Genomic DNA, 18,496 nt, shown 5'->3' with positions numbered 1-18,496 from the left:
GGCTGTTTCTCGGCCGCAAGGGGCCAGGAAGGTACCGATGATCAGATTAGGGCGGGAAGCATCCGCTTCCCGGCGATCGATCAGCAAGGACCGAAAATAAGCGGATTTTGACAGAGTGTCAGCCCGGGACGCCGACTAGCGGAGCAGGCCGGAGGGATCATCCGGGAGGGAGAGGCGCCGGCCCGCATCCCGCATCTGCCGCAGGAGCTTGTAGGCATCGGTGTGGGTGATGTCGCCCGCGCTGCATCCATGGGCCATCACGTCCTGCGTCTCCAGCGTGGTGATGCCCTGGCGCCGGGCGTGATCACACGCTGCGCGGTCGTCGCTGAGCCAGAAGGAGCCCCTGAGTCGCGGCCAGTGCTGGATGATGTGCAGTGTCTGGGCCTCTCCCAGATGCTCCAGCGGCGCACTGGCGGAGCCGCCGAACGCGGCCCGGCGCACGCGTTCGACCAGGTCGGCCTCGGAGTCCTGGATTTCCAGGGGCACACCGAGCCATCCGTCGGCCGCCACGTCGGCGAGCTGGGCGTGGGCGCTCTGGGCTGACCTGCTCGCTTCGTGGGCGACGGCTTCGGTCCATCGCCCCCGCCCGTTGAGGATGCTCTCGAGCAGCCCGAGAGCGTCGGCGGAGGCGAAGTTGCACAGCACCGTGTTGTCGGGAAACCACCATGAGGTCACGGGAAGAAAGCCAGTTCTGCAGGGCCGGTCATTGCGGCGTCGGGCCGCGGGGTCTCCTCCGGCGCCCCGGGGCCCGGATGGAAGAGGTCCAGCAGTCGGTCGGAGTCCAGCCCGGTCACGGTGGCGACGAGCCGGATGCTGATGTCGCCCCTCACGTAGGCGGAGATGGCCAGTTTGGCCAGGCTGGCGGAGTACCAGCCGTCCCCCGCCTGCTGGGCGTACCGCATGTGCCGGCCGGGGTCGCCCGCGTGCAGTGCCGCCATGCGGGTGGTGGCGGCCGACCATGAGCGGCGCTGTTTGTCACTGATGACGCCGAGGGTATGCAGTCGTGTCGCCATCGCGCTGGGGGAGACCTGGTACTCCCAGGACAGGGACAAAAGCGCTTCCTCGTTCAGGCTCCCTGCGCTGGCGGCGCTCTGCGCAACTTCCTTGTGCGGCATGAGCAGTTCGGCGGCAAACGCGTTGGCCCTGACCTCGGCCTGGCCCTGGTCGATGTGGGGGGCGATGTGTTCGGTCAGGGGGCGGTCGGTGGCATCGCCGGCCAGGATGTGGCCCAGTTCGTGGGCAAGGGTGAAGCGCTGGCGTGTCCACACATCCGTGCGGCCGACTAGGACAAGACGGAAGTCGCCGGCGTCCCATGACAGCCCGTCGAGGCCGTCGGGGAGGTCGGTGGCCGCGGCGACGAGGCCGAAGGCTTTCTCCCACTGCTCGGCGAGCCCGCGTACGGTGACACCGCGTGAACTGAGGCCGATCACGGCAGAGGCCTCTTCGGCAAGCCGCGATCCCTGCACGATGAGGTCGGACTCACCGGGCACCGAGGGTAGCTCCGGCAGAGTCAGATGGTGTCCCATGCTGGCCAGGGCGTCGATGATCTCGGCATGGCGCAGCGCCGCCGCCTTGCTGTCATCCGGCGCTGCCGCGCCGCGTGCGCGGGTGCGGGCCGCCAAGGCCGTGGCTGTGCGCGGCTCGGTGCCGTGCAGCAGCCAGTCGACCGTGGTGTGCCCCTGTTCGGCGATGAGTGCCAGTTCCAGGGAGGTGAAACGCCGTGTGCCGTTCAGGGACTTGCTGAGCTTGTCGGCGGACATCCCTATGCGCCGCGCGAACTGCGCCTGGTGGTCGCCGACGCCGTCGAGTACCTGGCGCACTCGCGCATTCAACGATTCCGTCATTACTCCACCGTAATCACGGGTTGCGAAAATCGCAACGAAATGATCATGGGTGGTCGTGTTCGATCGTTCCTGAATATGACGGTGTCCCCCAGCGTCCGCAGGTGAAGAGCCCGTGCTGTGTAACGATCCCGGCCGACTCACGTGACGGCGCCCCACGAACTTGCACTGGCGCGGTGCGGCGCCAGGCACCATGCCGGACGCCGCACCGTCGGCCGAGCCGCATTGAGCGAGGTGCGTGGTCATGCCAGGTCCGCGAGGTTGTGCAGGTCGTCGCGGACGAGGCTGTCGCGTTCTGCGGCGGTGAGCCAGCGCGCCGTCGAGCCGCGGTGGTCCTTTTCAACCCACAGCACGTCGTGCACGGTCTCGGCGACCGGCCGCAGGTGGCTGATGACAGCCAGCAGTTTGTCGGTGCCGACGTGAGTGCGCAGGACTTGCAGGGCGCTGTCGAGGGCGGCGGTGTCCAGGGTGCCGAAACCTTCGTCGAGGAAGAGGCTCTCCAGGCGGGTGCCGCTGCGGCCGTGCATCTCCATCAGTGCGAGGGAAAGGGCCAGTGAGGCCTGGAAGGTCTCTCCGCCTGAGAGAGTGCGTGAGCTGCGGCGGGCATGGGTGGTGAGGCTGACGATGTCGAAGTTTTCGGTGAAGCCCAGCCGGCCGCCGGACAGCTGCTGCAGCAGTTCGCTGCCGTGCGCGAGCAGGGCGCGGGTGCGCAAGTCGGTGAGGTGGCCGAGGAACTTCCCGTCCGTCAGGTGCGTGCTCACCGCCTGCCATGCCGCCAGCTGGCGCTCGCCGGCGGTGATGGCTGCCTTCAGCCGGTCCTTGTGCGGAACCTGGGACAGGGCCTTCTCCTCGTCCTCCAGGGCATGCCTGGCCTCGTTGCGCAGGGTGCCGGCTTGGCTGCTCAAGCCGTCCAGGAGGGTGGAGTCCAGCGGATCCGTCTCGGCACTTACCCGCAGCACGGCGGTATCCGGGTAGGCGGCGGTCACCGCTTCCGCGTGTGCGGAAAGCTGAGCGGTGAGCTCCGCCATGGCTGCGCGTGCCGCGGTGTCGTGTTCGTCCAGAGCTGCCAGCAGCAGGGTGCTGACCCTCTCCAGGGCTGAGGCGTACTCCTGTGTGGCCGTGAGGTCGTTCGTCTCGGCCGGGGCGGGCAGCGCGGGTCGCTGTGCCTCCTCGATGCGCGCGGCCGCGCTGAGAGCGCTGTCCGCCCATCGCAGCAGCCGGGCCTCGAGTTGGTGCAGAGGCTGGGCGACCTCCTGCTGCCGGCGTTCGTTCAGCTCACCCTGCTCTCTCAGCAGCGAGTGCACGAGCGCGCGCAGCCTCTCCTGCCGCTCAGACAGCTCCTGTTGACGGTTCTGCTCGTGCCGCACGGCCTCGGCTGCGGCTTCGAGGTGGTCAGGGCCGGGGAGCGCCGGCTGCTCGGGCAGGTGTGCCTGCGCGAGTTCGGGCAGCGCGGACAAGCTCGTCAGCAGGACGCGCTGCTCGTTCTCCAGGCGCTCGGTGGTCTGGCGTGCCTGTGCGCGTCGTTTCTGTGAGGCGAGCGTGGCCGTTTCCAACGCCGCGCGCGCAGCGCCCAGTTCAGCTTCCTCCTGTGCCAGCTCGTTCCTGCCGGCGTCGACCGCCTCCTGCATCTGTGCGACACAGCCGCGGGCGTTCTGCAGCACTGCATCCGCCAGGTTCTCCTGCTCGGCGGCAGCCGGGGGCGCGGATTGGGCCATGCGGGACAGGGCCGCGGCGGCTGCGCCCTCCAACTCCTTTGCGAACGCCGCGGGTTGGGAGTGGGCGCTGCGTGCGGCGAGTTCCTGGGCCCGCTCTCGCACCAGGGGCAGGGAAACCTCCAGCAGGCCGGTGGCTTCCTGCACCTGGCGCCGGTGCTCGTCCTGGGCCGCCTGGAGCTGTTCGACCTCATGCGCGTGCCGGGTGTGCTGCTGCTCGGCGTCGGCCAGTGCGGCGGAGGCCTTCTCCACCGTGGCCTTGGCATGGTCGAGGGCCTCGGCATCCTGCGGCTGCGGCGGCTGGTAGCCCTCGGGCAGCGTCCTGATGCAGACCGGGCAGCCGTCGCCGGCAGCCAGCCCGTCGCCTGCCGTGTGTGCCGCCTCCTGGCGCCGGATGCCGTCCAGCACGTCCTGCGCCCGCACCTTCGCGGCCCGGACTTCGTCCAAGTCGCTGTCGGGAGGCGTCTGTACCAGGGCGGTGAGCTTGTCCTGCGTGAGGGCCTGGGCGGCACGCTCCCGCGCGAGTGCTCCGGCCGCTTCACCGGCGCGCCGGACGGCGGCCGTCAGCGTCTGCAGCGCCTCAAAGGCACCCTCCGCTTCGTCCTCGGCATCCTGCAGCTGCCCGCGCAATTCCTCGATGTGCTCCTCGGCATCCTGCAGTTCGCCGGCGCGCCCGGCCAGGCCTTCTTCTTCCCCTTCAAGCTCGGCCAGGAGCTCGGCGTGCGCTGTTTCCCTCTCATCGAGGGCGGTGAGTCGACCGGGCAGATCCTGAAGGACCTGGGCGGCAGCAGCCAGGGCATCGGGCGTCAGGCCTGCCGCGGTGGCTGCATCCCGCTTGGCGGTGACGGCCAGGAGATCGGCTCCGGCGGTGCTCTCGGCCTGGGCGTTGGCCTCTAGCAGATGCTGCAGTTCGTCCTGAGTCTGCCGGACGGCGGCGGTGATACTGCCGTAGTCCGTGACGCGGCGCTCGGTGAGCGCGGAGGCGGCTTCTGCGCTCTGGTGGGCATGCTGCTTGGCCTGTGCCGCCTGGGTCTGCAGCCGGCGCAGCTCGGTCAGCCGGCCACTGAGGTCCGTGACACCGGCGGCGGCCCTTTCGTGGCGTTCCCGGGCCGCTTGCGCCTGCGCACGCGGATCGGCGTGCAGCCGGGCGTCTTCGCGTTGCGCCTGGCTGATGAGGCCCTCGAGATGGTTGCTGGAGTCGATGGCGAGCTGCCGCACACGCTGCAGTTCGTCGACGCCGAAGAGGGACTTCAGGATGCGGGTTCGGTCGGCGTCACCTGCGTTGAGCAGATCGTCGAAGCGCCCCTGCGGCACCAGGACGGAGGACTTGAAGGTGACGTAGTCGATTCCGATGAGGGCACGGATGGCGTCGTCGACGGCGCCTACACCGTCGGTGTGCCTGCCGTCCGGATCTGTCAGCCGTGCCTGGGTGCGGCGGGTCTCGTGGAAGACGCGATGGACCGTCCATTCCCGGCCGTCCACGGAGAACACCAGGTCGACCATCATGGCCGGGCAGTCGTCGGAGCGTAGCTGCGCTGCGCGGTCGGTCCAGGAGCATTTGCCGTACAGGGCGGCTGTGACGGCTTCCAGGATGCTGGTCTTGCCCGCGCCGGTGTCGCCGAGGATGCCGACGAGGGTCTTGCCGGTGAAGTCGATCGTGCAGGTGTCGGGGTAGCTGCGCACTCCCGAGAAGGCCAGGCGGACGATCTTCATGAGGCGGTCTCCGTTGCGCCGCGGGCGGGGCTGGTCCAGGGGGTGGCGAGGGCTTCGGTGAGAAGCTGCTCGGCGGGGGAGTCCGGCAGCGCGGCATCCGGTGTGTTCAGCAGGTCGGTGAAGGCGGCCACCACCTCGTCGGCGCTCTGCCCGGGGGTGCCGGCATCGGCGAGGTAGGCGCTGAACGCCGCCGTGATGTCGAGGCTCCCGTTGGCGGCCGCGTCGACGCCTGTCAGGACAGTCGCTCGGGTGGCCGCGCAGTCCTCCTCGACCTCCACCAGGACTGCCTCCGGCACCAGTTCGGCGACCTTGTCTCCGAGCCGGGGGAGGGGCTCGTCGCTGCGGATGACCGCCTTGAGATAGACACCGCTGTACTGAGCTGCGTCGGTGCGCAGCTCCTCGAGGGTGCCGTGGAAGCGGGCCAGGCGCCGCCCGGAGTGCAGGGTGTGCGGGGTGATGAGGGTGCGCCGGCCGGGGCCTGCCTCGACGAGGGTGACGCTCTTGGTCTCCTCGCTCTCGCCGAAGTCCATCTGCAGCGGGCTGCCGGCGTAGCGGGCCGGGAGCCGGCCGTTGCCGACAGGCTGGGGTTTGTGGATGTGCCCGAGGGCGCAGTAGGCGACCTGAGGAAGGGCGTCGGCGTCGGTGGCGTAGGGCTCGCGTACCTCCCACATCCGCTCGCTCTGGCCGGGGACGGCGCTGGCCACGTACTGGTGGGCGGTGAAGAGCAGCACGTCACGGCCGGGTTCGTAGCTGTCGTGCAGCTGGGCGAGCAGCCCATCCTGCAGTTCGCGCAGGCCGGCTGCGTAGGCGCCCTCGGTGGTCCCGAACCCGGGGAACAGGTGCAGGTAGCGGTTGGGGTGCACATAAGGCAGGGCGGCCAGGCGGATGCGCTCGCGCCCGTCGCGGCTGTCGAAGTCGAGCACGGTGCCCGGATCGGTGTCGCCGCGGCTGTGCACGAACCGCAGACGGTCCTGGTCGGCGTCGGGCCGCAGAGTGCACACGTAGCCCAGCAGGTCGAACAGCTCGGGGGAGTCGTGGTTTCCCCCCAGGACCACGGTGGGCGCGATGCGTGCCAGGGCGTCCAGGCAGCGCATCGCGCGCAGGACGTCCTTGTGCGCGGGCCGGTAGGAGTCGAACAGGTCGCCGCTGTGCACGATGAGATCCGGCTGTTCCGTCTCGGCTATGGCGGTGATCTCGGCCAGGACGGCGTCGAATTCCTCGTCCCGGGAGCGGCGCGCCAGTGTGCGGCCCAGATGCCAGTCGGATGTGTGCAGGGCTTTCATGAACGGCTCTCCTCAGTGCAGGCAGGACTGCCCGACGCCCGCTGCGGCAGCGGCAGTTGGCGAAGTGCCGACGACTCTACAACAGGAATCACAGGAGAAAACTGGAAAACACTGGAATGCGGTAGGGTGCTGTCATGCACGAGCATCTGGACGCACTCGAAGAACGCATGCAACAGCTGCAGCAGGCCATGCGGCGCGCCCAACTGGCCCGTGACAGCGACCAGGTCAAGCAGCTCCGCGACGAACTGCGGCGCACCCAGCGCGCCTGGGACGCCCTGTTCGCGCAGACCGAGGACGGTGAGGACACCTCAGCCCCAGGCGACACCTCGCGCAGCGCTCCCGCACAGGACGCAACGGCGGAGCCGCCAGCCCTGCTACCCGCACGCGAACAGGTCCACCAGGTCCTGACCCTGCTGGCCGTGCCCGCGGCCCCCAAGCTCATCAGCACCGTCCACGAAGCCTTCTTCGCCGGCGCGTTGGCCCCCTCACGGCTGACCAGCCTGCGCCGCGACGAGGAACGCTCCTACCGCTCCGCACCCGGCGCCCGCCCGTACTACCTGTGCCCGGCGCTCACGTCCGACCTGCTCTCACCCGCCCGCGGACTGCTCACCATCAGCGTCTGGCCCCTGGAACAGCGCATCGTCGGACCCCTCAGCGCCCGCGTCCACTTCCTCACCAGCGCCCTGAACATCGCGGATGCCGCCGAACGCCTCGACCTGGACAGCCTGCCGCTGCCTGCCCGGCAACTACTGGTGCGCTACGCCCAGAACATCCCCGGCGCCCAACCCCCCACTCAGCAGCACACCGCAGCCCACGCCCCCATCGACCTGCCGCTGCTGCGCCGCGCCGCCCAGGACGAGCTCGCCCTGCACACCGACAGCGACACCACCACACGCACCGAAGCAGCCGACCGCGCCCGCCGCCAACTCGACGAGGCAGGGCTGCTGTTCGGAGGCTCCTTCCAGTCCGCCCGCCGACTGCGCTCCGTTCCCTGACCGCCTTCGACTCGTCCCCGCAAGGAAGCTTCGTGAGTCTGCTCGACGACCGCCTCGACGCACTGCGCGGCCCCGTCCCCGCCAAAGGGCACGACGCCCGCACCCTCGCGGCCCTGACCACCAACCCCGGCTGCACCCGCCGGGCCCTGCTGGACGCCGCCGGCGTCGACAAGGACGCCATCGCCGTCCACCTGGGAAAACCCCGCCCGCTCGCCAAGTCCTCCCTCGCCCTCAGGAGCGGGGCCGTCTTCGAACAGCAGGTGAAGGCCGACGGCGGAGCCGAACTCCTGCGCCTGCTGCGCGAAGTCCTCGGCCTGCCGCTGCCCGAGGCCGCCCACACCGACCTCGCAGCCGTCGGCACCCAGGACGCCTCCCTGCAAGTGCGCCACGCTTACACCCGCACCGCCGTCCTGGAAGCCGTCCGCTCCACCGGCCCCGCTCGCACGCTGCTGGACCACCCCATCCTGCAGCTGACCGTCGCCGGCCACCCCGTCTACCTCGAGCCCGACGTGGTCGCCTTCCAAATCGACGGCGTCTTCCACATCATCGAGATCAAGTCCTTCGCCGTCCTCGACGGCCAGGCCAACCCGGCCAAAGTGGCCGCCGCCGTCACCCAGGCCGCCGCCTACATCCTCGCCCTGCGCGAACTGCTGGAAAACGAAGGCATCGACAAGGACAGGGTCTCCGACGACGTCATCCTCGTCATGCCCCGCAACTTCAGCCGCCGACCCACCGCCAGCCTGGTCGACGCGCGCAAGAAGGTCGCCGCCCTCACCCGTCAGCTGAGCCGGCTCACCCGCATCGAGCCCCTGGTGGACGCACTGCCGCCCGACACCACCTTCGACCTCGCCCCCGACCGGGACGACCGGCCCACCCGCGACCCCAAGGCGCTCACCGCAGTCCTGCAGACCACTGCCGCCCGCTACACCCCCGCCTGCCGCCACTTCTGCGACCTGGCCTACTTCTGCCGCAGCGAGGCCCGCGACGAAGGCTCGATCGACGTGCTGGGCACCGGCGTCCGCGACGACCTGGGCGGCATCGACCACATCACCACCGCCCTGCGCCTGGCCGACGGCACCCGTGCCCCGGCCCCCGACCAGACCGACCTGGCCGCCGCACTGCAGCACGCCCACACCATCCGCGCCCAGCTGCGGGAGTCCGCATGAGCCTGCTCACCACCCTGCTGCGCCTGGAGGCGGCCGAAACCGAGCAGGCCCAGGACGCCAGCACCATCCGCCACTTCCACCTCGCTGAGCGGCCGCTGATCATCCTGCCGCTCAACCGCTCCGGCACCGAAGCCACCCCGCTGGCCGTCATGTACGGCGACGACCCGGCCCGCCCCCGGCTGCTGGTCGCACCCCCGCGCGGCCGGCCCACCGCGTTCCTCGACGACCTGGCCGACGGCATCCTCACCTACATCGACAGCTTCCAGCACACCACCGAACGCCTGCCCGCCCGCGGCAGCAAGCCCGCCCGCCAGCGCTACACCCACGCCCCCCAACTCCTCGTCGCCAACCACAAGTCCATCCCCTACATCGAGCGGCTCGGCCGCGCCGTGCGCTTCACCGAGGTGCCCGAGGACGCTGACCCAGCCCTCAGCGTCGGACGCCTCGGACAGTGGCTGACCTTCTTCGCCGAGCACGCCGAATACCCCGGCTCCGCCTTCCTGCTCGCCCTGACGGAACTGCTGACCACCCACTGGGTCACCGGCCAAAGCCCCCTGGAAGACGAGCACCTCGCCGCCCTCCTGGCCTGGATCGACCCACCGCCCGGCGCCACCGGCCTGCACGCGGCCCTCGCCGCCGAAGACCCCCAGCTGCACCGGCCCGCCGGACCGGCCACCGACCCCTCCTTCGACACCTTCGAACTCGACCCCCTGCTGACGGCCTACGACACCGCCGCCGGAGAGGGCAACACCGCCGCCATGACCCGGCACACCGACCGGCTGTGCGATCTCCTGCACACCTATCTCCACCCCACCTGGGACGACGCCTGGCACGCGCTCGCCCTGCTGCGCACCCTGAACCAGACCCCGGACGCCCACCGCCGCTGGGACGCCGACCGCGACCGCTTCACCGCCTACAGCACCTACCTCGCCGACGACGGCCGCCCCCAGCCCATCAAGGACGACGCCGTCTCCGCCGCCCGCCGCCTGGCCCGCCTCGAACAGGCCGCAGGCGCCTTCGAAGCCCGCCGCGCCCTGGAAGACGATTTCGTCATGGCCGAACGGCGCACCAGCGGAGAAGCCCTCGCCGGCACCGTCATCGACGCCGACCCCCACCGCACCGTCACCGGCCCCACCGGCCGTGCTCAGCGCAAGCCCCGTTTCACCCTGCACACCACCGACCCGGTCCGCCTGGACATCGGAAACCTGCTGGCCGGCCCCCACAACCCCCGGGTACACATGGCCATCCGCAGCATCACCCCCCGCGACGGCGGCAGCGACCTGCTGCTTGAGGTCACCACCCTCACCACCAAACCCGATTCCGTTCCCGCCGTCGGTGACGACCTCTGCCTCACCCTCGCCCCCGAGTTCTTCCGCCAGCCCCCCTTCCCCAGCCGCGACAACACCCCCTGGACGCACGGCGGCCCCCAGCACGACCACCCCGCCACCGCCCTGGAGGCGGCCGAGGAGCCTCAGCCATGACCCAGCGCACGCCCTCACCCGCCGAGCTGGCCCGCGCGGCCGTGACCGGCGTCCTTGACGCACTCGGCGTAGGCAGCGACCAGGCCCTCGTCGTCGACTCACCGCCCGGCGCCGGGAAATCCACCCTGGTCGTCCGCGCTGCCCGCACTCTCGCTGCCGCCGGCGAGCGGTGCATCATCGTCGCCCAGACCAACCACCAGGTCGACGACCTCCTGGTCCGCCTCGCCGACCCCGAAGCGCCCCGGCTGCGCCTGGGACGCCTCACCGGGCACACCTACCACGTCCCCGACCACGTCCAAGAGCTGGCCGACACCATCATCAGCAAGGACATCAAAGACGTCCTCGCCTGTGATGTGATCGTCGCAACCGCCAAGAAATGGGCGAACGTTGACGGACCCCGCTGGAGGTGGGCCATCATCGACGAGGCCTACCAGATGCGCTCCGACGCCCTACTGCTGATCGCCAAACTCTTCGACCAGGCCCTCTTCGTGGGCGATCCCGGACAGCTCGACCCGTTCTCCATCATCCGCTCCCCCCGCTGGATCGGCCTGCCCCACGACCCCATGAACAGTGCCGTCACGGTCCTGATGAACCACAACGACGCCACCGTCCACACGCTGCCGGTCTCCTGGCGCCTTCCCCCCTCCGCAGCCGGCCTCGTCTCCCGCGCCTTCTACCCCTTCACCCCCTTCCAGGCCGGCACCGCCCCCGCCACCCGGACCCTGCACTTCACCACCAGCGGCCTGCACAACCCCCTGGACGCCACCCTCGAGGAAGCCGCCCGCTTTGGCTGGGCCCTGCACGAACTACCCGCCCGACACACCGCCCGCACCGACCCCGAAGCCACCCACGCCACCGTCGCGCTGGCCGCCCGACTGCTCGCCCGCGGCGCCGAGGCCGTGTGTGAGAACCACCCCTCCGGCCGCCGTCTCCAGCCCGCCGACATCGCCATCGGCACCGCCCACCGCGAACAGGCCCGCCACATCCAGCAGCTCCTCAACCACACCCCTCACACCCGAGGAGTACGCGCCGACACCGCCAACCGCCTGCAGGGACGCGAATTCGCCGTCACCATCGTCCTGCACCCGCTCTCCGGACGCCGCGACGCCTCCGCCTTCCACCTGGAAGCCGGCCGCCTGTGCGTGCTGGCCTCACGCCACCGCCACGCCTGCATCGTCGTCGCCCGCGCCGGCATCGCCGACCTCCTCGACAGCCACCCCTCCAACGACCCCGTCCACCTCGGCGTCCCCGCCAAATTCCCCGACGGCTGGGAAGCCCACCAGCACGTCCTCGACCACCTCTCCCGGCACCGCATCCGTACCGCCTGATCCGCCCCAGCCCGCCTCTGGAAGCCGCCCACCACCCATGCCACCTACCGAGCTGACGCTCCGCCCCCACCAAAAGGACGCGGTCGCCGCAGCCACCCGGACCCTCAACCAACACCCCCGCGCGAGCGTGATCGCGGCCTGCGGCACCGGCAAGACCCTCATCGCCGCCCGCACCACGACCCGCATCGCCCCGCGGGGCCGTGTGCTGGTGCTTTTGCCGACGTTGGACCTGCTGTCCCAAACGATCCGTTCCTGGCGTGCGGCAGGCCGCAAAGGGCCGGCGATAGCGGTGTGTTCGGCCCGGCAGGCTCTCGACCACGAACCGCTCAGCGCCGACATCCCGATGACCACTGCGCCCGGTGAACTGGCTGCGCTCGCCAGCACAGGCGCCCCAGGTCCGGTCACGGTCTACGCCACCTACGCTTCCCTGCCGGCCGTAGTGGCCGCCCACCGCGACCACCGTCTGCCCCCCTGGGGTCTGGTGGTCGTCGATGAGGCCCACCGCACTGCCGGCCGTCTGGGCAAGGCGTGGGCCGCCGTCCACCACGACGACCAGGTCCCTGCCGCCCGTCGCCTGTACCTGACCGCCACGCCCCGCGTCTGGGACCCCGATGAAGACCGCGACGGGGACACCGAGACGGTGGCGTCCATGGACGACGAAACCCTCTTCGGCCCCGTCGCCTACCGGCTGACCCTCTCCCACGCCATCGACCTCGGCCTGCTCGCCGACTACCAGATCCTCGTCCCCGTCGTCTCCGACGAAGACCTGCGGGACTGGCTGGCCACCGGACCGGGTGCCGGCGTCGACGGACTGCGCCTGGCCGGCCGCCAGGTCGCCGCCCTGCGCGCCATCCACGACCACCAGCTGCGCCGCGTCCTGACCTTCCATCACCGCGTCGCCGACGCCCGTGCCTTCGCCACCACCCTGGCCGACACGGCCGCCACCCTCCCTGCCGCCCTGCGCTGCGAAGGACTATGGGCAGACTGGGTCAGCGGCAGCCACCCCCCTCAGGTCCGCCGCCGCCTCCTGCTCGAGTTCGCCGCCCACACCGGCCCCGACGCCCCGGCCGTGCTGTCCAACGCCCGTGTCCTGGGGGAGGGCATCGATGTCCCCGCCATCGACGCCGTCGTATTCTGCGACCCCAAGAACAGCCCGGTCGACACCGTCCAGGCCGTTGGCCGTGCCCTGCGCCAGACTCCAGGCGCCGGCAAGAAGGCCACCCTCGTCGTCCCCGTCTACCTCACCCCCAGCGAAGACCCCGACGACCTCCTCGGCGCCGACGCTTACACCCCCCTGTGGCACACCATCCAGGCCCTACGCGCCCACGACGACCGCCTCGAAGCCCGCCTGGCCGACCCCCGCACCCACCGACCCACCATGCCCCCCGAGGACCCGGAGTCCTGGCTGCACTTTGACCGGCCCACCCAGGCCGAGGAGGTCGCCCTCGCTCTCTCCCTACGAGTCCTGGCCCCTAAGAGCGCCGAATGGCGCCGCGGTCTGAACGCGGCCCGCCGCTACCACCGCACCCACCACCACCTCGACGTCCCGCAGACCTACGAAGACTCCACCGGCTACCCCCTGGGCCGCTGGCTCACCTGGCAGCGCCATCTGCACATCGCCGGCACACTCGACCCAGCACGCACCCAAGCTCTGGAACGTCTTGGCGTCATCTGGGACCCCCGCCAGCAGGCCTTCGACCGAGGTCTCGCCCACGCCACCGCCTACGCCGCCCACCACGGCCACCTCGCCGCTCCTGTCGAAGAAACCCACGACGGCTTCCCCCTCGGCCGCTGGCTGGCCACCCAGCGCACCCGAGCCGAGACCCTTTCCAACGAACGCGCAGCCGCACTCGCCGCCCTGGACCGGTGGTGGAACCCGCCCTGGCCGATCACCTGGCAACGCCTCTACCACTCCGCTCTACGGCAGACAGAAAAGGACACAGCCGCCTCACCGGGGGAGTGGCTCACGGCGCAGTGCGAACGTGCCGACACCCTTCACCCCGAGCAGCGCCACCTCCTCAAGAGCGCAGGCCTCGATCTGCCGGACACGCCCGCCGCCCGCAACAACGACGCCCGGCTGCCAGCACGTGAGCAGGCCTTCCAGCGCGGACTGGCCGCCGCTCGCGCCTTCCGCGCACGAGAGGGCCATCTCAATGTCCCCCAGCGCCACATCGAGGAGATCGAAGGCGACCGGGTACGACTGGGACAGTGGCTGAGCAACCTCAGCCGCCGACGCTCCCGCCTCAGCCCGCAACGCCAGACCGCCCTGGCGGAGCTCGGACTCTGACACGCCGCACCCGGGGCCTGCCGAGGACCCGTTGCCCGCGCTGCGGGAAGTGAACTGAACCTGGGCGGCGCGACTGGTGACAACAGGCCGCGCCGCCGCACGGTGCGAGCGTGGTCGCGCTAGGCGATCCGGGCTCCCCCTCCCCCTGGCTCTTTGCTGAGCCCGCAGCGTTCAGGAGGTCGACAGCCCCGTGGCCAACGTCGTAGCCGAGTGGATCACCTGGTCCACCCGGCTCTCCGCGCCCAGAATCTAACCAAGATCATCGGCTTGGAGCCGAGACGCAACCGGAACCACGGTGAGACTTGTCCAGAGCGTGAGCCAGCTATTACCCGCCCCTCGGCACCACCGGCCGGCTCTCATCATTAGCTGCATCGCATGGGTTGCCGCATTCGGAGGGCCGCTTTTCAGTAGGCGCGATTCTGCTACTGTCGAGACGCCCCTCCAAGAATTCCGGTGGATTTCAGCTGGTCTACCGGGAGGAGGTGATTCGGTGTCCGGCAGGGACCTCAACGAGGGAACCAAGCCGGACCGGACCAAGCGGCAGTCAGCCGTCCAGATATGCATCCTGATCGCGCGTGCCAGCCAGGCCGCGTACTGGGTGTACAAGCTCTGGCAGCTGTACTAGCAGCAACGATGGGCCCGGCCGATGCCACGGCCGAGCCCATCTCAGGTCCGGAACCGGGGGCCCCACGATCTCGTGCAACAGAGGCGTGGGGCCCGACTCATTTGTGGACCGAGCGATCTGTCCGGATTCCCGGAACGGGCGATCAGATACCAGCATACATCCGTTTCCTCGTTCACGGAACCTAATCAATTCCGGATCCCGATTTGCAAATCGGGAAACTGTCGAATCCCGGGGCCTTCCAATTCCCGCGAATGCTGGCATTTCATTTTTCCCATTCGCCCCTGCCGCGTGATTTCGTTTCCTCATCCTGTGTGGTGTTTCGGGGTGGGGTGGTTCGGCTTCGGGGGCGTCCCTGTTCGTTTCGGAGGCGCGGCCCTCGGCTTCGGGGGCGTACCCGTTCGTTTCGGGACCACGCTGCCGGTCTCGCGGGCAGGGCCGGTCTCGCGGACACAGGTTTTGGTCTCGCCTAGGTCTCGCGAGGAGGTCTCAACGACACAGGTCTCGTGTTCAACGGCTGCTGTCGCGACACGACGATGTCGTCCGTGTCGCCGGCGACGCCTTGTCCGCGGACATCCGGGGGACGGATCCGGGTGTCCGCCCGGATGTCCGACGGGTTATCCGCCCTCGCTGTGACACGGGCCCGGCGACCTGGCACGGTTCGTGTCACGCCGTCACGGCGAACCCGGGACGGACCACAACGCGGACCGGGACGGTCTCCGGCGGGCCGGGTGGGGAACTGGGACGGACCGGCTGGGGACCGAAGTGGGGACGGTCCCCAGCGGACCAGGGCCGGACCGGGGTGGGGACGGATTGGGTACCGCCCCGCGCGGCCTCTAGCGCCCGAGCGGGACCACGCTCGGTGAGCGTGAACGCCGTCAACTGGTGAGCGTGAACCGAGCTCACCGCACCGGTTCACGCTCACCAACCGGCAATCAGGAAGCGGTAATCCGAACCGGTACGGGTGCGCTTACGACGTCCGTACCGTGCTCGTACGGCACCCGTACGAGAACCCCGAGGTACGACCGAACCGGTCGTACCGTACGGCGCACGTACGGCCGTACCGGATGCAGCTGAACGTGATCTACGAAGTGCTTCCCACCCATGCGGGAACTGGGTTCTCCGCAGTTCGTCCGTTCCCTCGCCGGGGCCGTACGTGCGCCGTACAGGCGCCGTACGTGCACCTCGGCAATGCACCCGTACATGCGCTGTACGTGCGTCACGGCGTGCGGTAGTACGGCGGCGATGCCGCCCGCGCGGTGACTGGAACTACCCCGGTTGTCGGTGAGCGTGAACCGGTGCGGTGAGCTCGGTTCACGCTCACCAGTTGACGGCGTTCACGCTCACCGAGCGTGGTCCCCCTCGGGCGCTGGGGACCGGGTGGGGATGGTTCCCCACATGGTCCCCACTCCGGTCCCCAGCCCGGTCCGTCCCCGGTCCGCTGGGGACGGTTCCCACTCCGGTCCGTCCCGGTCCGCCGTGACGGCGTGACACGAACCGTGACAGGTCGCCGTGCCCGTGTCACAGCGAGGGTGCAAGGCGCGGCGGCTGTCCGCAGGGGAGGGCGGACAACCCGTCGGACACGGCGGATAACCCGTCGGACATCCGGGCGGACACCCGGATCCGTCCCCCGGATGTCCGCGGACAAGGCGTCGCCGGCGACACGGACGACATCGTCGTGTCGCGACAGCAGCCGTTGAACACGAGACCTGTGTCGTTGAGACCTCCTCGCGAGACCTAGGCGAGACCAAAACCTGTGTCCGCGAGACCGAGATCGAGACCGAGACCTGCCCCGCGAGACCGGCTGGCCTCGAAGCCCGGCAGAGTGCTCCCGAAGCGAACGGGTACGCTGCCGAAGCCGAGGGCCGTGTCTCCGAAGCGAACAGGGACGCCCCCGAAGCCGAACCACCCCACCCTGAACTCCACACAGGAATATGTGGTTGCGCGGGCCGGAACGACGGGACACGAACGCGCAGAGGTAGGCGTCAGAATTCCCAACGAGATTGATCCCAGGTGCGGCTGGCCTGTTCCGCGGTGGCGTGTCCCACCGGGCGAGGTGCAGCCCAAGGCCCCTAGGCACGGGTATTCGGAGGGACTCTCCTTGGTGCTCTCCTGGCGCCTTGCGCAGTGAGCAGACGCCGGGGTGTCGGCTGCCCACCCGGCAGGAGCTCCGTGCGGGGAGGGGCCTTCTCTGGCGGTTCGTGCCAGCCGCTCGTCGCCCAACGGAGGGCACTCCGGCAGGGCTCCTCCACCGTCACGGACGGAGCGAAGCAGCCGAAGCCCTGGTGAGGAGGGGTGCACGGTTCCGCATCCGGCCGCCCCGCCCCATGCTCAGCGGTCTCTTCGGACGTGCCGGAGGCGGTGTGGCGTTCGTCACACGAGTGAGAGCGTCGCCGCGCCAGCCGCCGGGCTGGCGGCCACCGCGCGGGAGGCCGACATGGCTCTGCGACTCCGCGAACGGACCTAAGCGGAATCTCTGGCTGCCTGTTGTCCGAGACGCCGCACCCGCGTGCGGGCCTGCCTTGGCTCCCGGCCCGGAGCCAAGAGGGCATGTGACAGAGGTGCGTCCCGTACGCGATGGTGCACGGCGGAGTCGTACGTGACTGGGGGCGTTCAGTGGTACGTCCCCTCCTCCTCGCGGAGGGGGGACAGCCGCGGTCAGACGGCGGGTTGCGGGGCCGTGTGGTCGGCGGCGAGGGTCTGGAGTCGGTCGGCCACGGTGTCCGGGCCGAGTTTTGCGAGAGCCCACAGGGCACTGAGGCGGCGGCCGAAGGACCAGATGCCAGCAGTCGGCGGCCGGAACGGAGCCACGGCGATGTTCTGGGCGGTGAACGGGGCGGGGTCGAGATAGGTCATGCCGCCGGTCCCGCACAGATAGGTGCGGGCGCCGGCCGCGGCGGCCAGGTCGGCGAGCCGGGCCGATCGGCCCGGACGGGAGGGCAGGCGGCTGCTGGTGAGGATCTGGCCCCGCCAGCCGAGCAGGTCCAGCAGGACGCGGGTGGAGGTCTCGGCGACCGTTGCGGTCCGTCCGGTGGTGAAGGAGTCCAGCACCGGGGCCAGGGCCTCGGCGAGGGCGGGCCAGTGAGGGCTGGCCCCATAGTGCTGCTGCAGCATCCCCGCGGTCCTGCGGCGGGCCCGGCCGGGGTCGTCGAGCACGGCGTCGCGGATGAGGGTGGGCCGACCGTTCGGCAGGCGGGTGGGGATGGTGAGCCATTGCTGACCGGCGGGGTCGTCGAGGTCCGCGAGGCGGGCTCGGTGCTGGTAGTCGCGGCGGGTGAACTGCACGTCGTCCAGGACGATCCAGTAGTCTGCCGCGAACAGCTTGGCCAGCGTGGTCAGCCGGGCCAGGAAGTTCGGCTGGTGGATCGCGCACAGTCCGCCCGGCTGGGGCAGGTCACGAGATGAGTCGGCTGGTGAAGCCGTCGCGGATGAGGGATTCGTACGCGGCATGCACGTCCTCCGGGACCTCCTGCTCGATGGCGAATCCGAGCTTCGGATACTCGATGACCCGCTGGAGGTCGCCGACGAGCATGTCCAGGACGAGCTTCTCGTCGCCGATGGACTTCAGGTAGTCGTCGAACTCCAGCGGCTCCGACGCGCACAGGATCTCGACGTCGGGCCACAGCTTGCGGGCGGTCGCGAACGAGCGCCTTTCCATATAGGGCTTGGAGACCAGCAGCACGGTCTTCGGCCGGATCCCGGCGGCGGCGAGGACCTCACGCGAGAGCGTGATGTTCTGCCCGGTGTTGGACGCGTTCGGCTCCAGCAGAATCGCCTCGGCGGGGACGCCGAGGCCGATGGCGTGCTCGCGGAAGTGCACGGCCTCCCCGCGCGGGAAGACCTTGGCGGTGGTGGGACTGTTGCCGCCGGTGAAGACCAGGGTCGGGAAGAGCCCGGAGCGATACAGCTCGGCGGCATGGGCGGCCACGCCGAGGTCGTGACTGCCCAGCCCGATCGCCACATCGACGGGCCGCAGCTCGTGGCTCATCTGGTGGTAGTCCCAGATCAGCTTGGCCTGGCGCCACTGGTCCTCGGTGATGGTCTGCTGGTTGTCGCCCACGTCTGTGT

Annotated in this window: 12 protein-coding genes; 6 read left to right on the top strand and 6 right to left on the bottom strand. The window is 70.1% G+C overall.

Going from position 1 to position 18,496, the window contains the following annotated elements; translation table 11 throughout:
• Positions 1 to 135 precede the first annotated feature (135 nt).
• The 4 genes from B5557_RS00125 to B5557_RS00110 are packed head-to-tail and all read right to left on the bottom strand — an operon-like array spanning position 136 to position 6,549.
• Positions 136 to 675 (bottom strand): hypothetical protein, encoded by a 540-nt coding sequence (locus tag B5557_RS00125; RefSeq protein WP_079657187.1) that lies wholly within the window; start codon positions 673 to 675, stop codon positions 136 to 138.
• A complete protein-coding gene (locus tag B5557_RS00120) occupies positions 672 to 2,087 on the bottom strand; it encodes a helix-turn-helix domain-containing protein (RefSeq protein WP_079657186.1) in 1,416 nt (471 codons plus the stop codon). The genes B5557_RS00125 and B5557_RS00120 overlap by 4 nt, the downstream gene beginning before the upstream one ends.
• On the bottom strand, positions 2,084 to 5,266 hold the full coding sequence (locus B5557_RS00115; protein WP_079657185.1) for an AAA family ATPase: 3,183 nt from the start codon (positions 5,264 to 5,266) through the stop codon (positions 2,084 to 2,086). The genes B5557_RS00120 and B5557_RS00115 overlap by 4 nt, the downstream gene beginning before the upstream one ends.
• Positions 5,263 to 6,549, bottom strand: a complete 1,287-nt coding sequence (locus tag B5557_RS00110; protein WP_079657184.1) for a metallophosphoesterase family protein — start codon at positions 6,547 to 6,549, stop codon at positions 5,263 to 5,265. The genes B5557_RS00115 and B5557_RS00110 overlap by 4 nt, the downstream gene beginning before the upstream one ends.
• Positions 6,550 to 6,683: 134 nt before the next feature.
• On the opposite strand from B5557_RS00110, the gene B5557_RS00105 reads away from it, so the two are divergent.
• The 6 genes from B5557_RS00105 to B5557_RS45585 all read left to right on the top strand — a co-directional run bounded on the left by B5557_RS00105 (position 6,684) and on the right by B5557_RS45585 (position 14,431).
• Positions 6,684 to 7,544, top strand: a complete 861-nt coding sequence (locus B5557_RS00105) for a hypothetical protein (protein WP_079657183.1) — start codon at positions 6,684 to 6,686, stop codon at positions 7,542 to 7,544.
• Between the two features lie 32 nt (positions 7,545 to 7,576).
• Positions 7,577 to 8,710: a hypothetical protein gene (locus tag B5557_RS00100; RefSeq protein WP_079657182.1), complete on the top strand. Its 1,134-nt coding sequence runs from the start codon at positions 7,577 to 7,579 to the stop codon at positions 8,708 to 8,710.
• Positions 8,707 to 10,191: a hypothetical protein gene (locus tag B5557_RS00095; protein WP_079657181.1), complete on the top strand. Its 1,485-nt coding sequence runs from the start codon at positions 8,707 to 8,709 to the stop codon at positions 10,189 to 10,191. The genes B5557_RS00100 and B5557_RS00095 overlap by 4 nt, the downstream gene beginning before the upstream one ends.
• A complete protein-coding gene (locus B5557_RS00090; protein WP_079657180.1) occupies positions 10,188 to 11,519 on the top strand; it encodes an AAA domain-containing protein in 1,332 nt (443 codons plus the stop codon). Before B5557_RS00095 ends, B5557_RS00090 begins: the two co-directional genes overlap by 4 nt.
• Before the next feature lie 37 nt (positions 11,520 to 11,556).
• Positions 11,557 to 13,806 (top strand): DEAD/DEAH box helicase, encoded by a 2,250-nt coding sequence (locus tag B5557_RS00085; RefSeq protein ID WP_079657179.1) that lies wholly within the window; start codon positions 11,557 to 11,559, stop codon positions 13,804 to 13,806.
• Positions 13,807 to 14,296: 490 nt separating this feature from the next.
• Entirely contained in the window at positions 14,297 to 14,431 is a 135-nt protein-coding gene (locus B5557_RS45585; RefSeq protein WP_269460198.1) for a hypothetical protein, read from the top strand.
• A 2,655-nt stretch (positions 14,432 to 17,086) separates the two neighbouring features.
• Here B5557_RS45585 and B5557_RS00080 read toward each other — a convergent pair.
• Positions 17,087 to 17,878 (bottom strand): WbqC family protein, encoded by a 792-nt coding sequence (locus tag B5557_RS00080; protein WP_079657178.1) that lies wholly within the window; start codon positions 17,876 to 17,878, stop codon positions 17,087 to 17,089.
• Positions 17,823 to 18,488: a YdcF family protein gene (locus tag B5557_RS00075; RefSeq protein WP_079664494.1), complete on the bottom strand. Its 666-nt coding sequence runs from the start codon at positions 18,486 to 18,488 to the stop codon at positions 17,823 to 17,825. Before B5557_RS00075 ends, B5557_RS00080 begins: the two co-directional genes overlap by 56 nt.
• Positions 18,489 to 18,496 lie beyond the last annotated feature (8 nt).

It is taken from the genome of Streptomyces sp. 3214.6 (assembly GCF_900129855.1).
Lineage (GTDB): Bacteria > Actinomycetota > Actinomycetes > Streptomycetales > Streptomycetaceae > Streptomyces > Streptomyces soliscabiei.
Note: the sequence above shows the minus strand (reverse complement) of the source record. Positions and strands in the feature narration are given on the sequence as shown.

Excerpts from the sequence above, each read along its gene's own strand:
- B5557_RS00120 (WP_079657186.1), bottom strand. The coding sequence starts at position 2,087 with ATGACCACGCACCTCGCTCAATGCGGCTCGGCCGACGGTGCGGCGTCC.
- B5557_RS00115 (WP_079657185.1), bottom strand. The coding sequence starts at position 5,266 with ATGAAGATCGTCCGCCTGGCCTTCTCGGGAGTGCGCAGCTACCCCGAC.
- B5557_RS00110 (WP_079657184.1), bottom strand. The coding sequence starts at position 6,549 with ATGAAAGCCCTGCACACATCCGACTGGCATCTGGGCCGCACACTGGCG.
- B5557_RS00105 (WP_079657183.1), top strand. The coding sequence starts at position 6,684 with ATGCACGAGCATCTGGACGCACTCGAAGAACGCATGCAACAGCTGCAG.
- B5557_RS00095 (WP_079657181.1), top strand. The coding sequence starts at position 8,707 with ATGAGCCTGCTCACCACCCTGCTGCGCCTGGAGGCGGCCGAAACCGAG.
- B5557_RS00090 (WP_079657180.1), top strand. The coding sequence starts at position 10,188 with ATGACCCAGCGCACGCCCTCACCCGCCGAGCTGGCCCGCGCGGCCGTG.
- B5557_RS00085 (WP_079657179.1), top strand. The coding sequence starts at position 11,557 with ATGCCACCTACCGAGCTGACGCTCCGCCCCCACCAAAAGGACGCGGTC.
- B5557_RS00080 (WP_079657178.1), bottom strand. The coding sequence starts at position 17,878 with ATGCCGCGTACGAATCCCTCATCCGCGACGGCTTCACCAGCCGACTCA.